The following is a 19,693-nucleotide window of genomic DNA, read 5'->3' on the forward strand; positions in this document are numbered from 1 at the left end:
CTTCGGCCGCCGCGCAGACGTTTGGGGCGCGCGGACGGCAGTCGCGCGGGGAGGCAGCTACCATGGTTGACGTCACCGCGGGACAGGGCGTAGGCAACGCGAAGCCCGGCATCCCCTCCCTCAACGACATTGTCACCGTCCTCAAGCGCGGCGACATCGCGCTGGCGCTCGGCATCCTCACCATCCTGGTGGTGCTGATCCTGCCCCTGCCCGCGATCGTGCTCGACCTGTTCCTGGCGATCTCGATCACGCTCTCGATCCTGATCCTGATGACGTCGCTGTTCATCCAGGCCCCACTCGAATTCTCGGCCTTCCCGACCATCCTTCTGATCTCGACCATGCTGCGCCTGTCGCTCAACATGGCCTCGACCCGCCTGATCCTGTCGCACGGGCACGAGGGCACGGCTGCCGCCGGTCACGTCATCGAGGCCTTCGGCAACTTCGTGATGGGCGGCAACTTCGTCATCGGCATCATCGTCTTCGCCATCCTGATCATCGTCAACTTCGTCGTCATCACCAAGGGTTCGGGCCGCATCGCCGAAGTCGCTGCCCGCTTCCACCTCGACGCCATGCCCGGCAAGCAGATGGCGATCGACGCCGATCTCTCCGCCGGCCTGATCGACGAGAAGGTCGCCAAGGAACGGCGCAAGGAGCTGGAGGACGAGAGCGGCTTCTTCGGCGCCATGGACGGTGCCTCCAAGTTCGTCCGGGGCGATGCCATCGCCGGCCTCTTGATCGTCTTCATCAATGTCGTCGGCGGCATGATCATCGGCGTGGCGCAGCAGGGCATGTCCTTCGCCGACGCCGGCCGCACCTACACGCTGCTGACCGTCGGTGACGGCCTCGTCACCCAGGTGCCGGCGCTGATCGTCTCGACCGCGGCCGGCCTGCTCGTCTCCAAGGCCGGCGTCTCCGGCGCCGCCGACAAGGCGCTGATGAAGCAGTTCTCCGGCTATCCGCAGGCGCTCGCGATGTCCTCGGCGGTGATGCTGGTGCTGGCGGCGCTGCCGGGCATTCCGACCATCCCGTTCCTCGCGCTCGGCGCCGGCGCCGGTGCGCTGGCCTGGAACGCCCGCAACCACAAGAAGACCGCCGTCAAGGCCGAGGAAGCCGCTCACGCCGCTCCGGCGCCGGGGATGCCCGGTGCGCCCGGTGCTGCCGCGACAGAAGAGCCGATCTCGGCCGCGCTCAAGATCGACGACCTCAAGATCGAGCTCGGCTACGCGCTGCTGCCGCTGGTCAACGGCCCTGATGGCACCGACCGCCTCACCGAGCAGATCAAGGCGCTGCGCCGCTCCCTCGCGATCGAGATGGGTTTCGTGATGCCGGCGGTGCGCATCCTCGACAACGTCCAGCTCGAAGCCAACACCTACATCATCAAGATCAAGGAGGTCGACGCCGGCACCGGCAAGATCTGGCCGAACCAGTTCATGGTCATGGACCCCGGCGGCAGCCAGGTGCAGGTGCCCGGCATCCACACCACCGAGCCGACCTTCGGCCTGCCCGCGACCTGGGTCGATGCCAGTCTCAAGGAGGAGGCCTCGCTCAAGGGCTACACCGTCGTCGACGCCGCAACCGTGCTCTCGACCCATCTCACCGAGCTGCTCAAGGCCAACATGTCGGACCTCTTGTCCTATGGCGAGGTGCAGAAGCTGCTCAAGGAGCTGCCGAAGGAGCAGAGTGAGCTGGTCAAGGACATCGTGCCGGGCCAGGTCACGGTCTCCGGCATCCAGCGCGTGCTGCAGCTGCTGCTCGCCGAGCGCATCTCGATCCGCGACCTCTCCACCATCCTCGAAGGCATCGCGGATTCGCTGGCGTTCTCGCGCAATCCCGCGACCATGGTCGAGCACGTCCGCGCCCGCCTGGCGCGGCAGATCTGCGCGCAGAACACCTCGTACGCCGGCTACCTGCCGCTGATTGCGCTGTCGGCGAAATGGGAGCAGGCCTTCGCCGAATCCATCATCGGCCAGGGCGAGGAGCGCAGCCTTGCGATGCAGCCTTCGAAACTGTCGGAGTTCATGACCGCCGTGCGCGAGGCCTTCGAGCGCGCCGCCCGCGAAGGCGAGGCGCCGGTGCTGGTCACCTCCGCAGCCATTCGGCCGTTCGTGCGGTCCCTGGTGGAACGGTTCCGGGCCCAGACCACCGTGCTGTCGCAGGCTGAAATCCACCCCAGGGCGAGGTTGAAAACGGTCGGAAGCATCTGATTTGCCTTAAGAAGCCGTATGTTTTTCGGCCACAGGCAAATGGTTTTTGAGTTCCTGGCGCCTTGTGGACCAAAAGCGGCAAACGCGCTCGGGAGGCACATTACAGCTTTGAAATAGTTATAAAAAAGCACGATCAAGGGTCGCTTCTGATCGCGATCTTTCACGTCCTGTCACGCTCTTGTGATCGCCCCTTGGGAACGAATCCCGTCAATACTAGGTTGTTGGGCACCGGAAGCATGAACCTGCCTGAATGGGCCGGCGACTACTTCGGGTAGATGGCGGCAGGAGGCTTCCATGAACCACTCGATCTACAGCGCTGATCGCTCGACCCATTTGAAGATTGTGGTCGTGGTGCTCGTCGCAGGGATCGCGGTGGCGGGCTTTGGCATGACGGCGCGCTCGGGTTCGGATGAAGGCTTGACCCAGACCGCCCGCGTCATCAAGGCGGGCAAGCCGGTCGTTGTCACCAGTTCGGACGCGTCCCTCGTTCGCTGAGGAGATCTGACGAGTTTTTTGAATTCACGCGGCTCTTTACCAGCCCCCCAAAGTCGCCACGTGGATATGTAGACGACCCCAACCCCAAGTCGACTACAGAAAGCGCCCGCCCCCCACGGGCGCTTTCTCATGTCTGGGGTGCCTCGTCATTGCGAGCGCAGCGAAGCAATACAGGCTGTCTCCTCGGAAAGATTCTGGATTGCTTCGCTGCGCTCGCAATGACGGAGCGTGGCGTCCCAGCCGTCGTCCTTCAGCGAGCGTCCTACCCCGCCCCATAAGACGGCGGCGGCGCCTGCACGATCGGCGCTGCGGCAGCGAACAGCTCGTCCTTGCTGCCAGTCAGCGGCGGATAGATGCGCTTGCGATTGATGGTCTGCTTGGTCGCCTTCGCGGCCGCGCCGGTCGCCCTCACCTCGCGATCCCAGCCTTCGGTGTAGAGCGCGCCCCAGCCGCCGAGGTCGAGCACGGTCACGTACCAGTCGATCCGCAGCGGGAGCATGGGCAGGCCGGCGAGGTCGGCCACCACATTGTGGCCGGCGAAGCGGCCCATGGGACGCGCGAACTGGCAGGACATCACGGTCGGATGCAGCCCATCGACCACGCTGGAGGCAACATCGCCGGCCGCGAACACGCCAGGCAGATCCGCCATGCGCATGAAGGGATCGACCAGCAGGCGCCCAAGGCGATCGCGCGCGCCCGGAAGGCTCGCGGCGAGCCGGCTTGCACGCATGCCCGCACACCAGATCACGGTCTGCGCCGCAACGAACTCGCCGGAGCTGAGATGCACGCCGGCCGCATCGATCGACGCGACACGCACACCGAGGCGCGTCTCGACCTCCAATGACGACAACGCCGTCTCGATGACGGGACGCGCTTGCGCGCCGATGGTGGCGCCGACCGCCGGATTGGGATCGACCAGGATGATGCGTCCGCTGCCGGTGATGCCAGCGCGCGTGAGCCGGTCTGGCATCTCGGCCGCGACCTCGATGCCGGTAAAGCCGGCACCGACCACCACGACGGTCGAACGCCCCGGCGACGGCGCGCTGCGTCCGAGCGAAGTGAGATGGTCTTCGAGGCGGAGCGCCGCGGCATAGGTGTCGACGTCGAAGGCGTGCTCGGCAATGCCGGGAATGTCGGGCCGCATCACCTCGCTGCCGAGCGCCAGCACGAGGCGGTCATAGCCCAGCGTCTCCTTACCGCTGCTGGTGACGAGCGAGATTTCGCGCCGCGCCGGATCGATGGCCTCGACCTCGCCGACGCCGTGGCTGACACTGATCGGATCGAGCAGTTGCGCTAGCGGCAGCGCGACCTCGCCGAGATCGGCCTCGTAATTGCGCACGCGGATATTGTGATAGGGGTGGCGGTCGATGAGACGGATCTCGATATCGCCGTCAGCACCGATCTCAGCGCGCTTGCGCGCAGCGCCGATGGCCGCCCACAGGCCTGCAAACCCGGCGCCGAGCACGACGATACGCGCCATGACCGCCTACTCCACTTTCCAGAGCAATCCTGCGGTCTGCCCGCGCAGACAGATATAGCTCAACAACCGGCATCGACCAAATCCGGCAGCGCCGTACCATTGCACGAAATCGCGACTTACGCCTCGCGCAGTTCCGACGGCGTCGCGCCGAAGCGCTTGCGGAAGGCGCGGTTGAAATAGGACAGATCGGAGAAGCCCGAGGAATGCGCGATGTCGCTGATCTTGCGCGTCCTGGCGCGGGGATCGCCGAGCAGCTTGCGCGCATGGAGCAGGCGCTGCTCCAGCACGAATTCGGTGAAGGTCGTGCCGGCCTGCTCGAACAGGCGCTGGGCCTGGCGTGGGCTCAATCCCGAGCGCGTCGCGACTTCTGCGAGGCAGAGATCGTTGCGGCCGAGCGCGGACAGCACGTCGGCGCGCATGAGATCGAGGCGAGCCGCCGCCTGCCCCCGGCCGCGTGCGCGGCTTGCGTGCTCCGCATCGGTGCCGAGCAGCAGACCGACGAGATCGACCATGTGCTGCGCCGTCAGGCGCTGGCCGACCGCATCGAGATGCGGCGCGTGATTGGCGGCGAGCGCGTGGTAGCGGAAGATGGTCTCGGCGACCGCGCCGTCGATGAGCACCTGCGAGAGCTTGTCCTCGGCGCGCGGATTGATATCGAGCAGCGCACGGCGCGGCATGCGAATGGTGGTGAAGCGGTCTGCATCGGTGTGGCCGACGGTCCCGGTCACGCTCATGTCGACGAGCACCATCTGTGCGGGCGCTAGCTCGACGGTGTGGCCGTTCTGCCCGACGCGGACGAGCCCCGCCTGCGCCGCGATCAGGACGAGATCGTCGCTGCCGTCGGCAAGGTGGCTCTGGGTGCGGGAATATTGCGCCGAGGCGCCTTCCGGAATGGCGAGCGCGATGTTGTCGATGACGCTGATCTGCAGCCGGCAATCGATGCTGTCGCCACGGCTCGGCCCGATATCGAGGCCGCAGGGACCGACGGCCCGCTCGCGCCAATGTTCGAACGCCGCGCCGTGCGGCAGGCCTGCATATTGATGAAGGAAGATGCCCGGCGTTCTCGCTGCATCCATCTGATTTTCTCGCCCTTTCCGGCATCACGGACTTCAAATTCCGGGAATTTGACGCCGCGGACTGAGCGGAGGTTCAAATCAGGGGCGGATTCGGGGGCACTTGTCGGGATGCGACGGCGGGATGGACAGTGGCGACAGCGTCGTAGCCCGCATGAGCGGCGCACCTATTTCTTCGCTGGCGCCTGCGGCTGGGCCGGCGGCACCGTCTCGATCAGCTTGCCGGAAAACACCGGGGCCGAGGTCGGCTGGCCGCTCGGCGAACCGCCGGCCTGCTCGACGGTGACGGCGTAGGTCGCGCCGTTGACGACCTCGGCATCGTAGGAGGCGAGCAGCGGACGCGCGGTGAAATCGCTCGCGCCGATGACGCCCAGCGAGCGCGGGCGCGGCAGCTTGTCCGAGATCAGCCAGAGCTCGAAACTCTTGCCCGGCTCCGGCGTCGCGCCGACCTTCCGCACCGTGAAATTCCGCGTCGCGCCGTCGATGGTGAGGATGAAAGCGGGGCCGCCGCCCTGGTCCTGCAGCAGCGCGACATATTGCGCGGAGGCGGCGAGCGGCGCAGCCGGGGTCTTCACCTCGACCGTCTGGATGCGCGGCGCGGGACGCAAGGCGCCCGGCAGCGCGTCGGGCAGGAAGATCTGCAGCGACAGAGTGACGAGCAGCGCGGCCGCAAGCGCGCCGACGGCGGACGCGACGTTGCGCCAGCGCTTCACGCGGCCCTCGAGGCCAATCACATTGCTGTCGTCGGCGACCGGCGCCTGCGGCGCACGGACGACGTTGACATCCGGAGCATGGACCTGCGGGATGAATTGCGGCGCGATGTCAGGTATGGCGTCCGGCTCGGGACGCGACGTCTCAGGTTGCCCGGTTTCGGGATGCTGCCCCTCTGCCGACTGCGAGCTCTCGGTCGGGGACTCCGCAATCTGCGGCGAGGACTCCGGCACAGGCGGCGGTGGCGAAGCCTCGGCAGGCACGGGCGGCTCCTGCGCAAGGGCCGCGCGCGCGATCTCGGACCTGATGTTCTCCCACACGATCGGACGCGGCTCGACCGAGCCGACCATCTGGTTGAGGGCGCCGAGCCGGAAGGCCCAGGCCTGCACGATCTCGGCGAACGCCTCGTCCACCTCCATCATGGTCTCGACCTGCGCGCGCTCATCGGCGTCGAGCGTGCCGAGCGCGTATTCCGCGGCGAGCGCGATATGGTCCTCCGTGTAGGCCATCACGTCCCTTCACCTCTCCCGAAGGGAGAGGTGGACTGCCGTTGCCGCACTGGTTCTTGCCACTCTCGTCATTCTCTAAAGCCCGAGGCACTCCCGGATATCCAACATGCTGCGCCGGAGCCACGTCTTCACCGTGTTGACGGGCGCGGCGAATTTCTCCGCCAATTGCTCGCGGCTCCAGCCGTTGTAATAGGCGAGAAGCACGAGCCTCTGACGGTCCGGCTCGAGCCGGCCGATACATTCCAGGAGCCGCTTCAGCTCCTCGGTCATCTCGCGGCGCGCCAGCGGATCGGGACTCTCGGCCGCAACCTCCATCGCCTGAGGCTCTTCCTCGATGGAGGCTTCCGACTTCTTGCGCACGATGTCGATCGCACGGTTGCGCGCGATCGAGGCCATCCACGTGATCGGCGACGACAGCGCCGGATTGAACTGGCCGGCGCCGTTCCAGATCTTGACGTAGGTCTCCTGAATGACCTCCTCTGCGAGATCCTGCCGACGCAAGATACGGAGCACGACGCCATAGAGTTTCGCGCGCGTGGCGGCGTAGAGGCGCTCGAACGCGGCCTGATCGCCCTTCGCCACCGCCTCGATCAACCCGACCAGCTCTGCTGGCGTCAGCATTCAGCCCCCTGAAACGCGGCCCCGTTGCTTCCCTTCACCTCTCCCGACGGGGAGAGGTCGATTTGCGCAGCAAATCGGGTGAGGGGGTGCAGGGCTAACGGGAGACCGTCACCCCTCACCCGGCGCTCCGCGCCGACCTCTCCCAAGGAAGAGGTGGGCGCCGCCGTCGCTGGCACAGCATTCATTCCCGCTACCATAGCGCGCGGCAAAGCCGACCACCAAGGGGCGCGGCGCCACACTGTGGACAGCAGATACGAAAACCCGGACCTTGCGGGTCCGGGTTTGGCAAATTCCTGGATGGTCTGGCTGCTGACGGCTCAGGCGACGGCGCCGATGCGGGCACGCATCAGGCCGATGCTGTCGAGGTCAGCCTGCTCACGGGCGTTTTCTTCGGCGCGCTCGCGGGCCTGGTCGCGCTCGTCGAGGAGCTCGACCTTCTTCAGCTCCTCGAAGGCCTCGGCCAGCGCGGCCTTGGCTTCGTCGAGCTGACCCTTGAGCTCGTCGGCCGAACGGGTCAGGTTCTCGCGGCGCTGGATCGCGGCTTTGGCATAGGTCGGATAGGCGAAGTGCGAGGGATCGTTGATCCCGGCGCGCTCCTGCTCGGTCTGGATCTCGCGTTCGAGATCGACCGACATCCGCTGGAAGTCGGCGATCATGGTCTCGATCTGGGTGACCCGGCGGCGCTTCTCGTCGACCTGAAACTTCTTCAGGCGGATGAGGGTATCTCGTGACTTCATCGACTCGTACTCCCCAGAAGTCCCCCCGCTGCACGTGGGACGGCACCGGTCTCCCCATAGGCCCTGTCAGGGCCAAGACCGGCTCTGCTACTCTGTGGGATCGGATGATGACCTGACAAAGTTAGCGTTCCGTTTCCAAATTGCCGAGGATTTGTGCCAACTGCCGATAGCCGTCCGCGAGTGATGCATTTTCGTCCTTGCGCTGGCGCAGGAAGGCCTCCAGCGGCTCGTGCAGGCGGATCGCCTCGTCGACCTCGGGGCTGGAGCCGGCCCGGTAGGCGCCGAGACGGATCAATTCCTCCATATCGGCATAAGTCGCCATCACCTGGCGCGCCCGCTGGATGACGGGCCAGAACTGCGGATCGGCCGATTTCGGCATCGTGCGCGAGACGGATTTGAGGATGTTGATCGCGGGGTAGCGGCCGCGCTCGGCGATCGAGCGCTGCATCACGATATGGCCGTCGAGGATGCCGCGGACGGCATCGGCGATCGGCTCGTTGTGGTCGTCGCCGTCGACCAGCACCGTGAAGATGGCGGTGATGGCGCCCTCGCCCAGGCCCGGGCCGGCACGCTCGAGCAGCTTCGGCAGCTCGGTGAAGACGGTCGGCGTGTAGCCCTTGGCCGTCGGCGGCTCGCCGGCCGACAGACCGATCTCGCGCTGGGCCATGGCAAAGCGCGTCACCGAGTCCATCAGGCAGAGCACGTCCTTGTTCTCGTCGCGAAAATATTCGGCGACCGCGAGCGTCAGATACGCCGCCTGGCGGCGCATCAGCGCCGGCTCGTCGGAGGTCGCGACCACCACGACGGAGCGCGCCAGGCCCTCCTCGCCGAGATCGTCCTGCAAGAATTCCTGAACCTCGCGGCCGCGTTCGCCGATCAGCCCGATGACGCTGACCGCGGCATCGACGTTGCGCGCGAGCATCGACAGCAGCACCGATTTGCCGACGCCGGAGCCTGCGAAGATACCCATGCGCTGGCCGCGGCAGCAGGTGAGAAACGTGTTCATCGCGCGCACGCCGAGATCGAGCGGCGTACCGACGCGTTTGCGCGAATGCGCCGGCGGCGGCGCATTGCGGAACGGCATCGGCGAGGCGCCTTGCGGCAGCGGGCCCTTGCCGTCGATCGGCTCGCCCAGCGCGTTGACGACGCGGCCGAGCCAGGCTGCGGACGGCCGCACCTGATTGGCGGCATTGGCAATGAGCGCCTTGCAGCCGCGGCGCACGCCGTCGAGGCCGGCGAACGGCATCACGACGGCATTGTTGCCGGAGAAGCCGATCACCTCGCAGGGAATGGTGCGGTTGGCGCCGGTCTCGATCACAAGGCGCGCGCCGACCGACATCGCGTGAATCGGACCGGCCACCTCGACCATCAGGCCGCGGACGCCGACCACGCGGCCGTAAATGTTGATGCCGTCGATGTCGCCGATCTGTTCGGCAAGAGCCTTCATCGGTGAGCCTTCATTAAGGGGCGCGCCTTGGTGATCCCCGGGGTCGCCCTTGCGATTCGCAGGGTCGCCCTTGCGATCCCCGGGGTCGCCCTCGCGATCCCCGGGACTTCACGGTGAAACTCTTAAGTTTCGCCATATTTCTGAACGGCGCTTAACTTCGTGTTTACCCGCATCATTAATCATTGCGTCACTGTCTTTGAGACTGAGCGTGACTCCCCTTCAGAAGAAGGCTGAGTCGCGGGAGTCGGTTAGGCCCGTCTCTTAAAGTGGAGCTTGAACGGAATCGGGTGACAAAAGCTGCTTCGTACGCAAGACCTTAGGGCGATTCGACAAAAATTGCACCGGGGGACTTGCGTTCCAGAATCAGAGTTTGTTAACCATCTGTTGTCAGGATCCGAATCAGTTGTTCAAAGGCGTTTTGTTGAGTGCCGCGAATGCGGCCGACCTGACGCCCAGGAGCGGCGACTATGGGGAACTGGCATGCGCGTTTTGCTGATTGAAGATGACAGCGCCGTCGCGCAGTCGATCGAGCTGATGCTGAAGTCGGAGAGCTTCAACGTCTACACGACCGATTTGGGGGAAGAAGGCGTCGATCTCGGTAAACTATACGATTACGACATTATTCTCCTCGATCTCAACCTGCCCGACATGTCCGGCTACGACGTGCTCAAGCAGCTCCGGGTCTCCAAGATCAAGACACCGATTCTGATCCTCTCCGGCCTCGCCGGCATCGAGGACAAGGTCAAGGGCCTCGGCGTCGGCGCCGACGACTACATGACCAAGCCCTTCCACAAGGACGAGCTGGTGGCCCGCATCCACGCGATCGTGCGCCGCTCCAAGGGCCATGCCCAGTCGGTCATCCAGACCGGCGACCTCGTCGTCAACCTCGACACCAAGACGGTGGAAGTCGGCGGCCAGCGCGTGCATCTGACCGGCAAGGAATATCAGATGCTGGAGCTGCTCAGCTTGCGCAAGGGCACGACCCTCACCAAGGAAATGTTCCTCAATCATCTCTATGGCGGCATGGACGAGCCCGAGCTGAAGATCATCGACGTCTTCATCTGCAAGCTGCGCAAGAAGCTCGCCAACGCGTCCGAGGGCCGCAACTTCATCGAGACCGTGTGGGGCCGCGGCTACGTGCTGCGCGAGCCGCACGAGGCCGACGAGCGCATCCCCGCCTGATCTTCTGGGTTTACGTCGCGAGCCTAGTCAGGCTCGCTCCTTCCAGCCTGGACCCCGCCGCAAATGGCGGGGTTTTCGTTTTTGGGGACACCAACGCGGTTTCGTCGCCGTCCTGCCGTTGAACCGCTATGCTTCTCCCGCCGACGAATGGTCGCTGCACGATGGGGGAACGATGATCCTGCAATCACTCGCCGGCCTGCCCGCCTTCCTGGTCTATTTCTGCACCGGGCTCATCGCGATCGTGGCGTATCTGTTCGTCTACACCCGCATAACCGCGCATAACGAGTTCCAGCTCATCCGGGATAACGAGCCCGCCGCGGCGATCGCGCTCGGGCTCAGCCTGCTCGGCTTCGTGGCACCGCTGGTCAGCGCCATCGCGCATTCAGCCAACGTGCTGGACTGCATGATCTGGGCAACGATCGCCCTGGTCGTGCAGGTCATCGTGTTCTTCCTCATAAAAGTTCCGGTGCCCAATCTGTCGGCGCGGATCTCCGCCGGCGAGCTTGCGCCGGCGATCTGGCTCGGCCTGTCCTCGCTCGCCGCGGGGCTGCTCAACGCCGCCAGCATGATCTACTGACATGGCCGACAAGCCCGCCAAGAAGGAGTTCGGCAAGCGCCGGCCGGTGGCCGAGCCACCGCCCGCGCGATCGCCGGTGAAGCGCTCCGGCCATGTCGCGCTGCTGGTGATGGGCACGATCGCGGTCGGCACCACCGCCTACACGCTGATGCCGCGGCAGACCTGCGAGCCCACTCCCGGCGCCGTGCCGGGGCAGACGACCACGACCTGCACCAGCAGCAGCAGCAGCAGTTCGTCAGGCGGCAGCAGCTCGCGCTGGTCGTCGCGATCGAGCTTTTTCAGCAGCGATTCCTCGAGCCATTCCTCGTCGGGCACCTCGTCGTCTGATTCCGGCCACAGCAGCGTGAGCCGTGGCGGCTTCGGCTCCTTTGGCCATGGCTTCTCGGGCGGCAGCTAGCGCATGATCCCGAAAAGTGGCCGCCGGTTTTCCCTCGCGACAAATGCGAAACGCGTTTGCGCGGAGATCATGCGCAGGAAATAACATGCAGCGCATCACCTGCCTCGAGCGCGACGACTGGCGAGAGACCGCGGCGAAATGCGGTTTCGTCTTCCACACCATCGACGGCGAGCGCTATTGGGACGAGCGCGCCTATTACGGCTTCACGCTCGACGAGATCGAGCGCGGCATCGAGACGCCGACCGGCGAGATCGACGCGATGTGCCTGGAGCTTGCCGGCCGCGTCATCGGCGACGAGCGGCATCTGCGGCGCCTGAAGATACCGGAAGCGTTCTGGGGCCTGATCGCCGAGAGCTGGGAGCGCGACGACCGCAGCCTCTACGGCCGGCTCGATCTGAAATTCGACGGCAAGTCGCCGGCGAAGCTGCTCGAATACAACGCGGACACGCCGACCTCGATCTTCGAGGCCGCGGTGTTTCAATGGACCTGGCTCGAACAGGCGATCGAACGCCGCGTCATCCCGTCGCGAGCCGATCAGTTCAACTCCATCCATGAGCGGCTGATCGCGGCGTGGAAGGAGATCGCTAGCGGCCGCCACGTCCATCTCACCGGCATCACCGGCAACGAGGAAGACGCCGGCACGCTCGCTTATCTCGAAGACACCGCGCGCCAGGCCGGGCTCTCGACCAGGCTGCTCGACATCGAAGAGATCGGCTGGCGCGACGAGCCTGGCGGCTTCGTCGATCTCGACGATGGTGACATCGCGCTCGCCTTCAAGCTCTATCCCTGGGAGTGGATGTTCCACGATGCCTTCGGTGCCAAGCTCAAGGACGCACCGACCCGCTGGATCGAGCCGCCGTGGAAGGCGGTGATCTCCAACAAGGGCATCCTGCCGCTGCTATGGGAGATGTTTCCGAACCATCCCAACCTGCTGCCGGCCTTTTTCGAGGACGATCCGCGCGTCGCGGAGCTCGGGACGTCCTATGTCCGCAAACCGCTGCTGTCGCGCGAGGGCGCCAATGTGACGCTGGTGTCCGGCGGCATGCCGCTCGACGAGCAGGCAGGTCCCTACGGCGCCGAAGGTTTCGTGCGCCAGGCGCTGGCACCGCTGCCGAACTTTTCCGGCTTCTATCCGGTGATCGGAAGCTGGCTGGTGAACCACGAACCCTGCGGCCTGTCGATCCGCGAGGACGAGAGCCCGATCACGGGCAACCGCTCTCGGTTTCTGCCGCATGCGATTTTGTGAAGTTATCTCCCTCTCCCCGTTCTTACGGGGAGAGGGTTGGGGTGAGGGGCTGCTTCCGCAAAAATGGTGACAGATTGACTCGCGGAGAGTCCCCCTCACCCGGATTGCATCTTCGATGCAACATAGCCGAAGCTCTGCTTTGGCGTTCTTCAGGAACGGCCGCCGAAGGCGGCCTATGCCTCTCCCCGCAAGCGGGGCGAGGTAACTCACCTCGCCGCAGCGACCTTCAACGGCTGCGGCATCAATCCGCCCATCGGCCGGCCGGAGCGCGCGGGGTTGAGCTGGTAGAGACCGCGGCGCTCCGTGATGGGACGGAACGCGTCGGTGATGCCGACGACGGACTCGGCAGCCCCGAGCAGCAGCGTGCCGTCAGCTTCCATTGCCTTCGCCAGGCGCTCGAAGATCACGGCCTTGGTATCCTGATCGAAATAGATCAGCACGTTGCGACAGAAGATCACGTCGAACGTGCCGAGATGCGAGAAGTCCTGCAGCAGATTGAGCTGGCGGAACTGCACCATCGCGCGAATGTCGGCGTTGAGTTGCCAGAGCTCGCCGGACTGCGTGAAGTACTTCATCAGGTGCTGGATCGGCAGGCCGCGCTGCACCTCGAACTGGCTGTAGACGCCGGCCTTGGATTTCTCCAGCACCTCCTGCGACAGGTCGGTGGCGACGATCTCGATGCGCCAGCCGGCCAAGGCTGTCCCCTTCTCCTTCACGCACATTGCGATCGAATAGGGCTCCTGTCCGGTCGACGAGGCCGCCGACCAGATGCGCAAGCTCTTGCGTGCCGTGCGCGCCTGGATCAGGCCTGGCAGGATGGTGTCGCGCAAATGATCGAACGGAATCCTGTCGCGGTAGAAGAAGGTCTCGTTGGTGGTCATCGCTTCGACCACGTCGGTCGCAAGTCGGCCGTCGCCGTTCCTGATCTTCAGCACGAGATCTGGGATGCCGGGAAGGCTTGCCTTGCGGGCGAGCGGCAGCAGCCGGCTCTCAACCAGATATTGCTTGTCGGCGGAGAGGTCGAGACCGGAGCGCTCCTTCAGGAACTTGCGCAGATAGTCGTAGTCCGCGGGCGTCACGAGCGGTCTCCCGCGAACAGGCGGTTGACCCTGGCGCCGATCTGGTTGAGCGGCAGGATCGCCGCGCAGATGCCGGCATTGGCAGCCGCGCCCGGCATGCCCCATACCACGCTGGAGGCTTCGTCCTGCGCAATCACGCTGCCGCCGGCCGCAACGATTTCCTTGCCGCCGCGCATGCCGTCCGAGCCCATGCCCGTCAGGATCACGGAGAGGATGGCGCCATGCCAGACGTCGATGGCGGAGGTGAAGAGCGGATCGACCGCGGGCTTGCAGAAATTGACGGCGGGGCCGTCGTCGAGCGCGATCGTCACGTCCGCGCCGCTGCGCGCGACGCGCATGTGCTTACCGCCGGGCGCGAGATAAATCCGTCCCGACTTCACCGGCTCGCCGTCGACCGCCTCGGCCGCCGGGCGGCGGCTCGACCGCGCCAGATGTTCGGCAAGAATGGTGGTGAAGGTCGGCGGCATGTGCTGGGTAATCAGCACCGGGAAGCGGTCGATCACCGGGCCGAGCTCGGTGACGAGCGACATCAGCGCCTGGGGACCGCCGGTCGAGGAGCCGATCAGCAGCACCTTCGGCGCCTGGGTCGAGAACGGACGCATCGACAGCGCCCCCGCCGAAGGAGCATGCATGGCTGGGCCGGGTGCAGGCGCGGCAGGCCGTGCAACTGGACCGCGCGCGGCGGGAGCCGGGCTCGCGGGCGCCAGCGGCGGACTCGCAACCGCGGGCTTGCGACGCAGCCGCGCGCCGAGATGGCGGATCTTCTGGATCAGGTCGTGGTGAAAAATGTCCGCGGCCGACGCTTCGCGCGTCGACTCCGGCTTGGGGATGTAATCGGCCGCGCCGAGCGACAGCGCCTTGAAGCTGACCTCCGCGTTACGGCGGGTCAGCGTCGAGGCCATGATGATGACGAGATCGCGCTTCTTCGCCAGCAGCTGCGGCAGCGCCGAGAGGCCATCGAGCTCGGGCATCTCGATGTCGAGCACGGCGACATCAGGGTTGATGCGTTCCAGCTGGTTGACCGCCTCGAGCCCGGTGCGCAGCGAAGCCGCGACCTCCATGTCGTGCTCGGCGCCGATCCAGCGCGAGATCAGACCGCGGATGACGACGGAATCGTCGACGATCATCACCCGCAGTGGTCCGGCTTCGCGCGACGGGCTCGTAGTCGAATTACCTGCGAACGCAACACTCATTACTCACCAACTCAGACTGAAACGGTTCAGTTGAAAACAAGCGCCGAAGGATCCGTTCAGCCTCCGGGCGATCGCTCAGATCAGGCCGACTTCCTGGAACTTCGCCGTCACGATGTCCTTGTCGAACGGCTTCATGATGTACTCGTTGGCGCCGGCGTGCAGCGCGCGTGCAATGTGCGCGACATCGTTCTCGGTGGTGCAGAACACGACCTTCGGCTGGTCGCCGCCGGGCATGCGCCGGAGATGGCCGAGGAACTCGTAGCCGTCCATGACCGGCATGTTCCAGTCGAGCAGCACTGCATCCGGCAGGCCGCGCTTGCAGGCCTCCAGCGCCTTCTCACCGTCCTCGGCTTCGAGGATCTGGAAGTCGAGACCCTCCAGGATCCGGCGCGCAACCTTGCGGATGACGCTGGAATCATCAACGACGAGACAAGTTCGCATGTGAACCTCTGCTTCCTCCCCTTTGCGGGGACACTTCCAATTGCAGGTCCGCCGGCGGCAGCGCCGCCGTATCAGGCCGCCATCATTTCGGGCGCGAGCTCGAGGACGCGATCGACGTCGAGGACGACCATGAGCTGGCCGTCGAGGCGGTGGACGCCGCCGGCGAGCTTGGCCATGCGAGGGTCGAGGTTGACGGGGTTCTCCTCCTTGCCGTCCTCGGGCAGGCGCAGCACCTCGCCGATCTGGTCGATCAGGAGGCCATAGGATTCGCCGCGCAGGTCGACACCGACCGCCATCGCCGTTTTGCCGTCCTCGTCCCTGGGCAGGCCGAGACGGGAGCGCATGTCGACCACGGTGACGATGCGGCCGCGCAGGTTCAAGACGCCCGCGATCTCGCGCGAGGACAAGGGCACGCGGGTGACGCGCTCGGGCATGAACACGTCCTGGACGCGGGAGATCGGCAGGCCGAACAGCTGGCCGCCGATCATCGCGGTGACGTATTCGACCATGGCGCCTTCGCTGGATTGGGTCTTGCTGCTCATGTGTGCCTCCTGATCCCGGACTTTTGTCTGAGCATGATCTTGTCGGAAAACCGCTTCGCACTTTGCGCTAACGCGGCCCTTCGGGTCCGGATCATGCTCTACGCCGCCGCCCGGCTCAGCTCGGAGGCGCCGGCGGCGCCTGCGGTCTGCTCCTTCAGCGCCGCGATCAGACCGGGACGGTCGAACTTGGCGACATAGTCGTGGAAGCCGGCCTGGCGGCCGCGCTCGATCGCCGCCGGCGACACCAGCGCCGAGAGGCCGATGATCGGCGTCGCAGCGAGGTTGTTGTCGGAGCGGATCACTTCCGCGAACTCGAACCCGTTCATGTCGGGCATCTCGATGTCGGTCAGGATCACGTCGAAGCTCTGGGCGCGCAGCGCAGCTAAGCCCTCCTGCGCGGTCGGCGCGGTGCGGACGCGGTAGCCGGCGGCTTTCAGCACCGGCGCCAGCATGTTGCGGAAGAAGGCTGAGTCGTCGACCAGCAGCACCGACTGCGAGTGCAGCGACGGCTTCATCTCCTTGCGGGTGAACCAGTCGGCGAACGCCATCGGCAGGAAGTGGCCGACGTCGATCACCTCGGTGGCCTGGCCCTTGATCACGGCCGAGCCCAGAATGCCGGAGGAAGAGCCGCCGACCTCGATGTTGAGCCGCTCCTCGACGATGTCGATGATCTCGTCGACGACGAGGCCCATGGAGCGGCCGTCGTCGGCGAACACCAGGATCGGCTGGACGCCTTGGCTGGCAATGGTGACGCCCTCCATGGCCACCAGCGGCATCAGCTGCTCGCGGTACTGCACCATGTAGCGGCCGTTCGAGAACTCGATCTTGTCGGCCGGCAGCTCTTCCAGGCGCGTGACGAGGCCAAGCGGGACCGCCTTGGGCTGCGACGAGCCGGCGCGGAACACCAGCAGCGAGGTGGTCTGCTCGCCCGAGCCGATGTGGTGGCCGGCGGCTTCGTCGCCCATGTCATGGGCCGAGGAGCCGGCGGCGCCGAGCGCTTTGGCAATGCCGTTGGGATCGATGATCATGATCACCGCGCCATCGCCCAGAATGGTGTTGCCGGAGAACATGTCGATGTGACGCAGCTTGGTCGACATCGGCTTGACCACGATCTCTTCGGTGTGGAACACGCCGTCGACGACGATGCCGAAGGTCTGGCTGCCGACCTGGGTCACCACGATGAAGCCGTTCTCGGGATCGGACGCCGCGCCGTCGTCGATCTTGAGCAGCTTCTTGAGGTGGATCAGCGGCAAGAGCTTGTTGCGCAGACGGAGGACCGCGGTGTCCTTGATGCGCTCGATGCGGTGCTCGCTGTTGGCGCGGGCGCGGACCAGCTCGACCACCGAGAGCTGCGGAATGGCAAAACGGTCGCCGGCGGCCTCCACGATCAGGGCCGAGACGATGGCCAAGGTCAGCGGGATCTTGATGGTGACCGAGCTTCCCTCGCCGGCCACCGACTTGATGTCGATGGTGCCGCCGATCTGGTCGATATTGGTGCGCACCACGTCCATGCCGACGCCGCGCCCCGACACCGAGGTGATGGCGGCCGCGGTGGAGAAGCCCGGCGCGAAGATGAACTTGTGGACTTGCGCTTCGCTCATCTTCTCGAGCTCAGCCTCGGTGACGAGACCGCTCGAGAGCGCCTTGGCCTTGATCTTCTCGGTGTTGAGGCCTCTGCCGTTGTCGGCGATGCAGATGATGATGTGGCCGCCCTCGTGATAGGCGGAGAGCCGAATGGTGCCCTGCTCGCCCTTGCCGCTGGCTACGCGCTCGGCGGGGGTCTCCAGGCCATGATCGGCGGAGTTGCGCACCATGTGGGTGAGCGGATCCTTGATCAAATCGAGCACCTGGCGGTCGAGCTCGGTGTCGGCGCCGTGCATCTCGAGTTCGATCTGCTTGCCGAGTTCGCTGGAGAGGTCGCGGACGATGCGGGGCAGCTTCTGCCAGGCATTGCCGATCGGCTGCATGCGCGTCTTCATGACGCCTTCCTGCAGCTCGGCGGTGACGTTGGAGAGGCGCTGCAAGGGCACCTTGAACTCGGTGTCCTCGTTGCGGCGGGAGATCTCCAGGAGCTGGTTGCGGGTCAAGACCAGCTCGGAGACCATGGTCATCAGGTGCTCCAGCGTATCCACGTTGACGCGGATCGACTGGTTGGCGATGCGGTCGCCCTCGCTCGCCGTCTCGTCGGCCATCGACTTCTTCGGCGCGGGCTTGGCGGGTTTTGCGGCTTCCTTTGCGACCGGCGCTTGGGGGCCGGGCTCGGCCTTGACTTCAGCCTTGGCAACGGGCGCGGGGATCGGCGCTTCGATCGCGGTCTCGCGGAAGGCGCGCTCGAGCTCGTCGAGCGAGACTTCGCCCGGGCGCAAGGGACGCTCCAGGGTCTGCTCGACCAGCAAGCCCGAGGTCATCTCCTTTGCCGGCGCGGCGGCAACAGAGGCTTCCGGCGCCAGCGGCGGCGCGTCGGCAACGGGAGCGGTGCCAGCCGGCATCGGCTGCGCCGAGCCTGACATCGCGGCCATGCCCTGCTCGACCATCGCTTCCAGCTTGTCGATGAGATCGCGGTCGTTGCCTTCAGGCTCGGCTTCGGTCGCCTCGAGGCCGGCCAGAATCTCCTTGATGCGGTCGATCGAGGACAGGATCACCGTCACCGCCTGCCCGGTCACCGGCATGCCGTCACGGAATTTGCCCATCAAGGTCTCGCCGGCATGCGCCAGCGCTTCCAGCCGCGGCAGGCCGAGGAAGCCGCAGGTGCCTTTGATGGTGTGGACCAGGCGGAAGATGTTATCCAGGATCTTGGCGTTGTTCGGCTCCTGCTCGAACTTCACCAGCTGATTGTCCACGGTGTCCAGGCTCTCGCTGGTCTCCGTCAGAAACTCCCGCAACAGATCATCCATGAAAACTGGCCTTCATACAGGAAGGGCGCGCACGAGGCGTGATGCGCCATTTCGGAATGGGGCCAGCTTCACCGCAAAGCGTTTAATATTGGTTGAGTATGTGCAAAAGAACGGAACCAACAAAGAGATAAGGCGCTCCGGACAAACCGAAGCGCCTCGTAAAGATTCGATTAAGAAGCCGAGCGCGACGCGTATGTTTACGAAGCGCTAACGATGATGGCTTCGCCTTCGGGCGCGAGCGTCACCGTGAGTCCGCAGGACTGCGCGAGCAGCCGCGTGTAGTAAGGCTGGATTGCATGCGCATCCGCGGCAGGCCCGCGCTCGCCGCTCAGGAGCTCGGAGATGTTCTGCGGCAGGCGCGCATTGTGCCCGGTCGCGGTGATGCGAAAGCTCATCGTCTCGCCCTCGCCGATCGGATCGACCGTCAGCATGCCGCCGCGCGGGATCGTATGCTGGGCGACGACCAGCATGTTGAGCAGCAGCTTGACGCGATTCTTGGGCAGCAGGAGCCGCGGAAGATTCCAGGTGATCGAGCACTTGCCGTCCTCGATATGGCCGCGCGCCATGGTCTGGGCATCGCCGAGATCGATCTGGGCGCCGGAGGAACCGGCCGCGCCGAAGGCGAGACGGCAGAACTGAAGCCGGGCGGAGGCGGTCTTGGCGCTCTTGCGAATCAGGTCGAGCGCGAACTCGCGATCCTCCGGCTTGGGATCGTCGTCGAGCACTTCGAGCCCGTTGACGATGGCGCCGACGGGGCTGATGAGATCGTGGCAGACCCGCGAGCACAGGAGCGCTGCGAGTTCGAGCATATCGGGAGCAGTAGCGGTCGCGGGCGACGAGGCGTCAGACATATAATGGGGTCCTG

General features: G+C 65.5%; 18 protein-coding genes. 6 read left to right on the plus strand and 12 right to left on the minus strand.

From position 1 onward, the window contains the following. The first annotated feature begins 62 nt into the window (after positions 1-62). Positions 63-2,204, plus strand: coding sequence for a flagellar biosynthesis protein FlhA (gene flhA, locus ACVIIV_RS36275; protein ID WP_456748486.1), 2,142 nt, complete (start codon positions 63-65; stop codon positions 2,202-2,204). Between the two features lie 294 nt (positions 2,205-2,498). Continuing rightward, positions 2,499-2,699, plus strand: a complete 201-nt coding sequence (locus ACVIIV_RS36280) for a hypothetical protein (protein ID WP_456748487.1) — start codon at positions 2,499-2,501, stop codon at positions 2,697-2,699. 262 nt (positions 2,700-2,961) lie between these two features. Here the strand turns inward: ACVIIV_RS36280 and ACVIIV_RS36285 are convergent, their stop codons facing one another. The 6 genes from ACVIIV_RS36285 to fliI form a co-directional block, all read right to left on the minus strand. Beyond that, positions 2,962-4,179, minus strand: a complete 1,218-nt coding sequence (locus tag ACVIIV_RS36285; RefSeq protein ID WP_456748488.1) for an NAD(P)/FAD-dependent oxidoreductase — start codon at positions 4,177-4,179, stop codon at positions 2,962-2,964. A 116-nt stretch (positions 4,180-4,295) separates the two neighbouring features. Beyond that, on the minus strand, positions 4,296-5,255 hold the full coding sequence (locus ACVIIV_RS36290; RefSeq protein WP_456748489.1) for an AraC family transcriptional regulator: 960 nt from the start codon (positions 5,253-5,255) through the stop codon (positions 4,296-4,298). A 164-nt stretch (positions 5,256-5,419) separates the two neighbouring features. Continuing rightward, positions 5,420-6,472, minus strand: a complete 1,053-nt coding sequence (locus ACVIIV_RS36295) for an anti-sigma factor (RefSeq protein WP_456748915.1) — start codon at positions 6,470-6,472, stop codon at positions 5,420-5,422. 75 nt (positions 6,473-6,547) lie between these two features. Continuing rightward, on the minus strand, positions 6,548-7,093 hold the full coding sequence (locus ACVIIV_RS36300; protein WP_456748490.1) for a sigma-70 family RNA polymerase sigma factor: 546 nt from the start codon (positions 7,091-7,093) through the stop codon (positions 6,548-6,550). Between the two features lie 317 nt (positions 7,094-7,410). Then, the gene (gene fliJ / locus ACVIIV_RS36305) at positions 7,411-7,830 is read right to left on the minus strand and encodes a flagellar export protein FliJ (protein ID WP_011084990.1); all 420 of its coding nucleotides are present in this window, start codon (positions 7,828-7,830) and stop codon (positions 7,411-7,413) included. 121 nt (positions 7,831-7,951) lie between these two features. Beyond that, positions 7,952-9,277, minus strand: a complete 1,326-nt coding sequence (gene fliI, locus ACVIIV_RS36310; RefSeq protein ID WP_456748491.1) for a flagellar protein export ATPase FliI — start codon at positions 9,275-9,277, stop codon at positions 7,952-7,954. A 480-nt stretch (positions 9,278-9,757) separates the two neighbouring features. On the opposite strand from fliI, the gene ctrA reads away from it, so the two are divergent. The 4 genes from ctrA (at position 9,758) to ACVIIV_RS36330 (ending at position 12,679) form a co-directional block, all read left to right on the plus strand. Continuing rightward, entirely contained in the window at positions 9,758-10,459 is a 702-nt protein-coding gene (gene ctrA / locus ACVIIV_RS36315) for a response regulator transcription factor CtrA (protein ID WP_016848562.1), read from the plus strand. A 172-nt stretch (positions 10,460-10,631) separates the two neighbouring features. After that, on the plus strand, positions 10,632-11,036 hold the full coding sequence (locus ACVIIV_RS36320) for a DUF350 domain-containing protein (protein WP_456748492.1): 405 nt from the start codon (positions 10,632-10,634) through the stop codon (positions 11,034-11,036). Position 11,037: 1 nt separating this feature from the next. Next, positions 11,038-11,433, plus strand: coding sequence for a hypothetical protein (locus tag ACVIIV_RS36325; RefSeq protein WP_456748493.1), 396 nt, complete (start codon positions 11,038-11,040; stop codon positions 11,431-11,433). Positions 11,434-11,518: 85 nt separating this feature from the next. Further along, the gene (locus ACVIIV_RS36330; RefSeq protein WP_456748494.1) at positions 11,519-12,679 is read left to right on the plus strand and encodes a glutathionylspermidine synthase family protein; all 1,161 of its coding nucleotides are present in this window, start codon (positions 11,519-11,521) and stop codon (positions 12,677-12,679) included. Between the two features lie 206 nt (positions 12,680-12,885). Here the strand turns inward: ACVIIV_RS36330 and ACVIIV_RS36335 are convergent, their stop codons facing one another. The 6 genes from ACVIIV_RS36335 to chpT all read right to left on the minus strand — a co-directional run bounded on the left by ACVIIV_RS36335 (position 12,886) and on the right by chpT (position 19,679). Further along, positions 12,886-13,758: a CheR family methyltransferase gene (locus tag ACVIIV_RS36335; RefSeq protein WP_456748495.1), complete on the minus strand. Its 873-nt coding sequence runs from the start codon at positions 13,756-13,758 to the stop codon at positions 12,886-12,888. Next, positions 13,755-14,951, minus strand: coding sequence for a protein-glutamate methylesterase/protein-glutamine glutaminase (locus ACVIIV_RS36340; protein WP_456748496.1), 1,197 nt, complete (start codon positions 14,949-14,951; stop codon positions 13,755-13,757). Before ACVIIV_RS36340 ends, ACVIIV_RS36335 begins: the two co-directional genes overlap by 4 nt. Positions 14,952-15,026: 75 nt before the next feature. Then, positions 15,027-15,392, minus strand: coding sequence for a response regulator (locus ACVIIV_RS36345; RefSeq protein WP_007600538.1), 366 nt, complete (start codon positions 15,390-15,392; stop codon positions 15,027-15,029). 71 nt (positions 15,393-15,463) lie between these two features. Further along, a complete protein-coding gene (locus ACVIIV_RS36350) occupies positions 15,464-15,934 on the minus strand; it encodes a chemotaxis protein CheW (protein ID WP_456748497.1) in 471 nt (156 codons plus the stop codon). Between the two features lie 98 nt (positions 15,935-16,032). Continuing rightward, a complete protein-coding gene (locus ACVIIV_RS36355; RefSeq protein ID WP_456748498.1) occupies positions 16,033-18,828 on the minus strand; it encodes a hybrid sensor histidine kinase/response regulator in 2,796 nt (931 codons plus the stop codon). Between the two features lie 197 nt (positions 18,829-19,025). After that, positions 19,026-19,679, minus strand: a complete 654-nt coding sequence (gene chpT, locus ACVIIV_RS36360; RefSeq protein WP_162500141.1) for a histidine phosphotransferase ChpT — start codon at positions 19,677-19,679, stop codon at positions 19,026-19,028. Positions 19,680-19,693 lie beyond the last annotated feature (14 nt).

It is taken from the genome of Bradyrhizobium sp. USDA 4354, assembly GCF_054060315.1.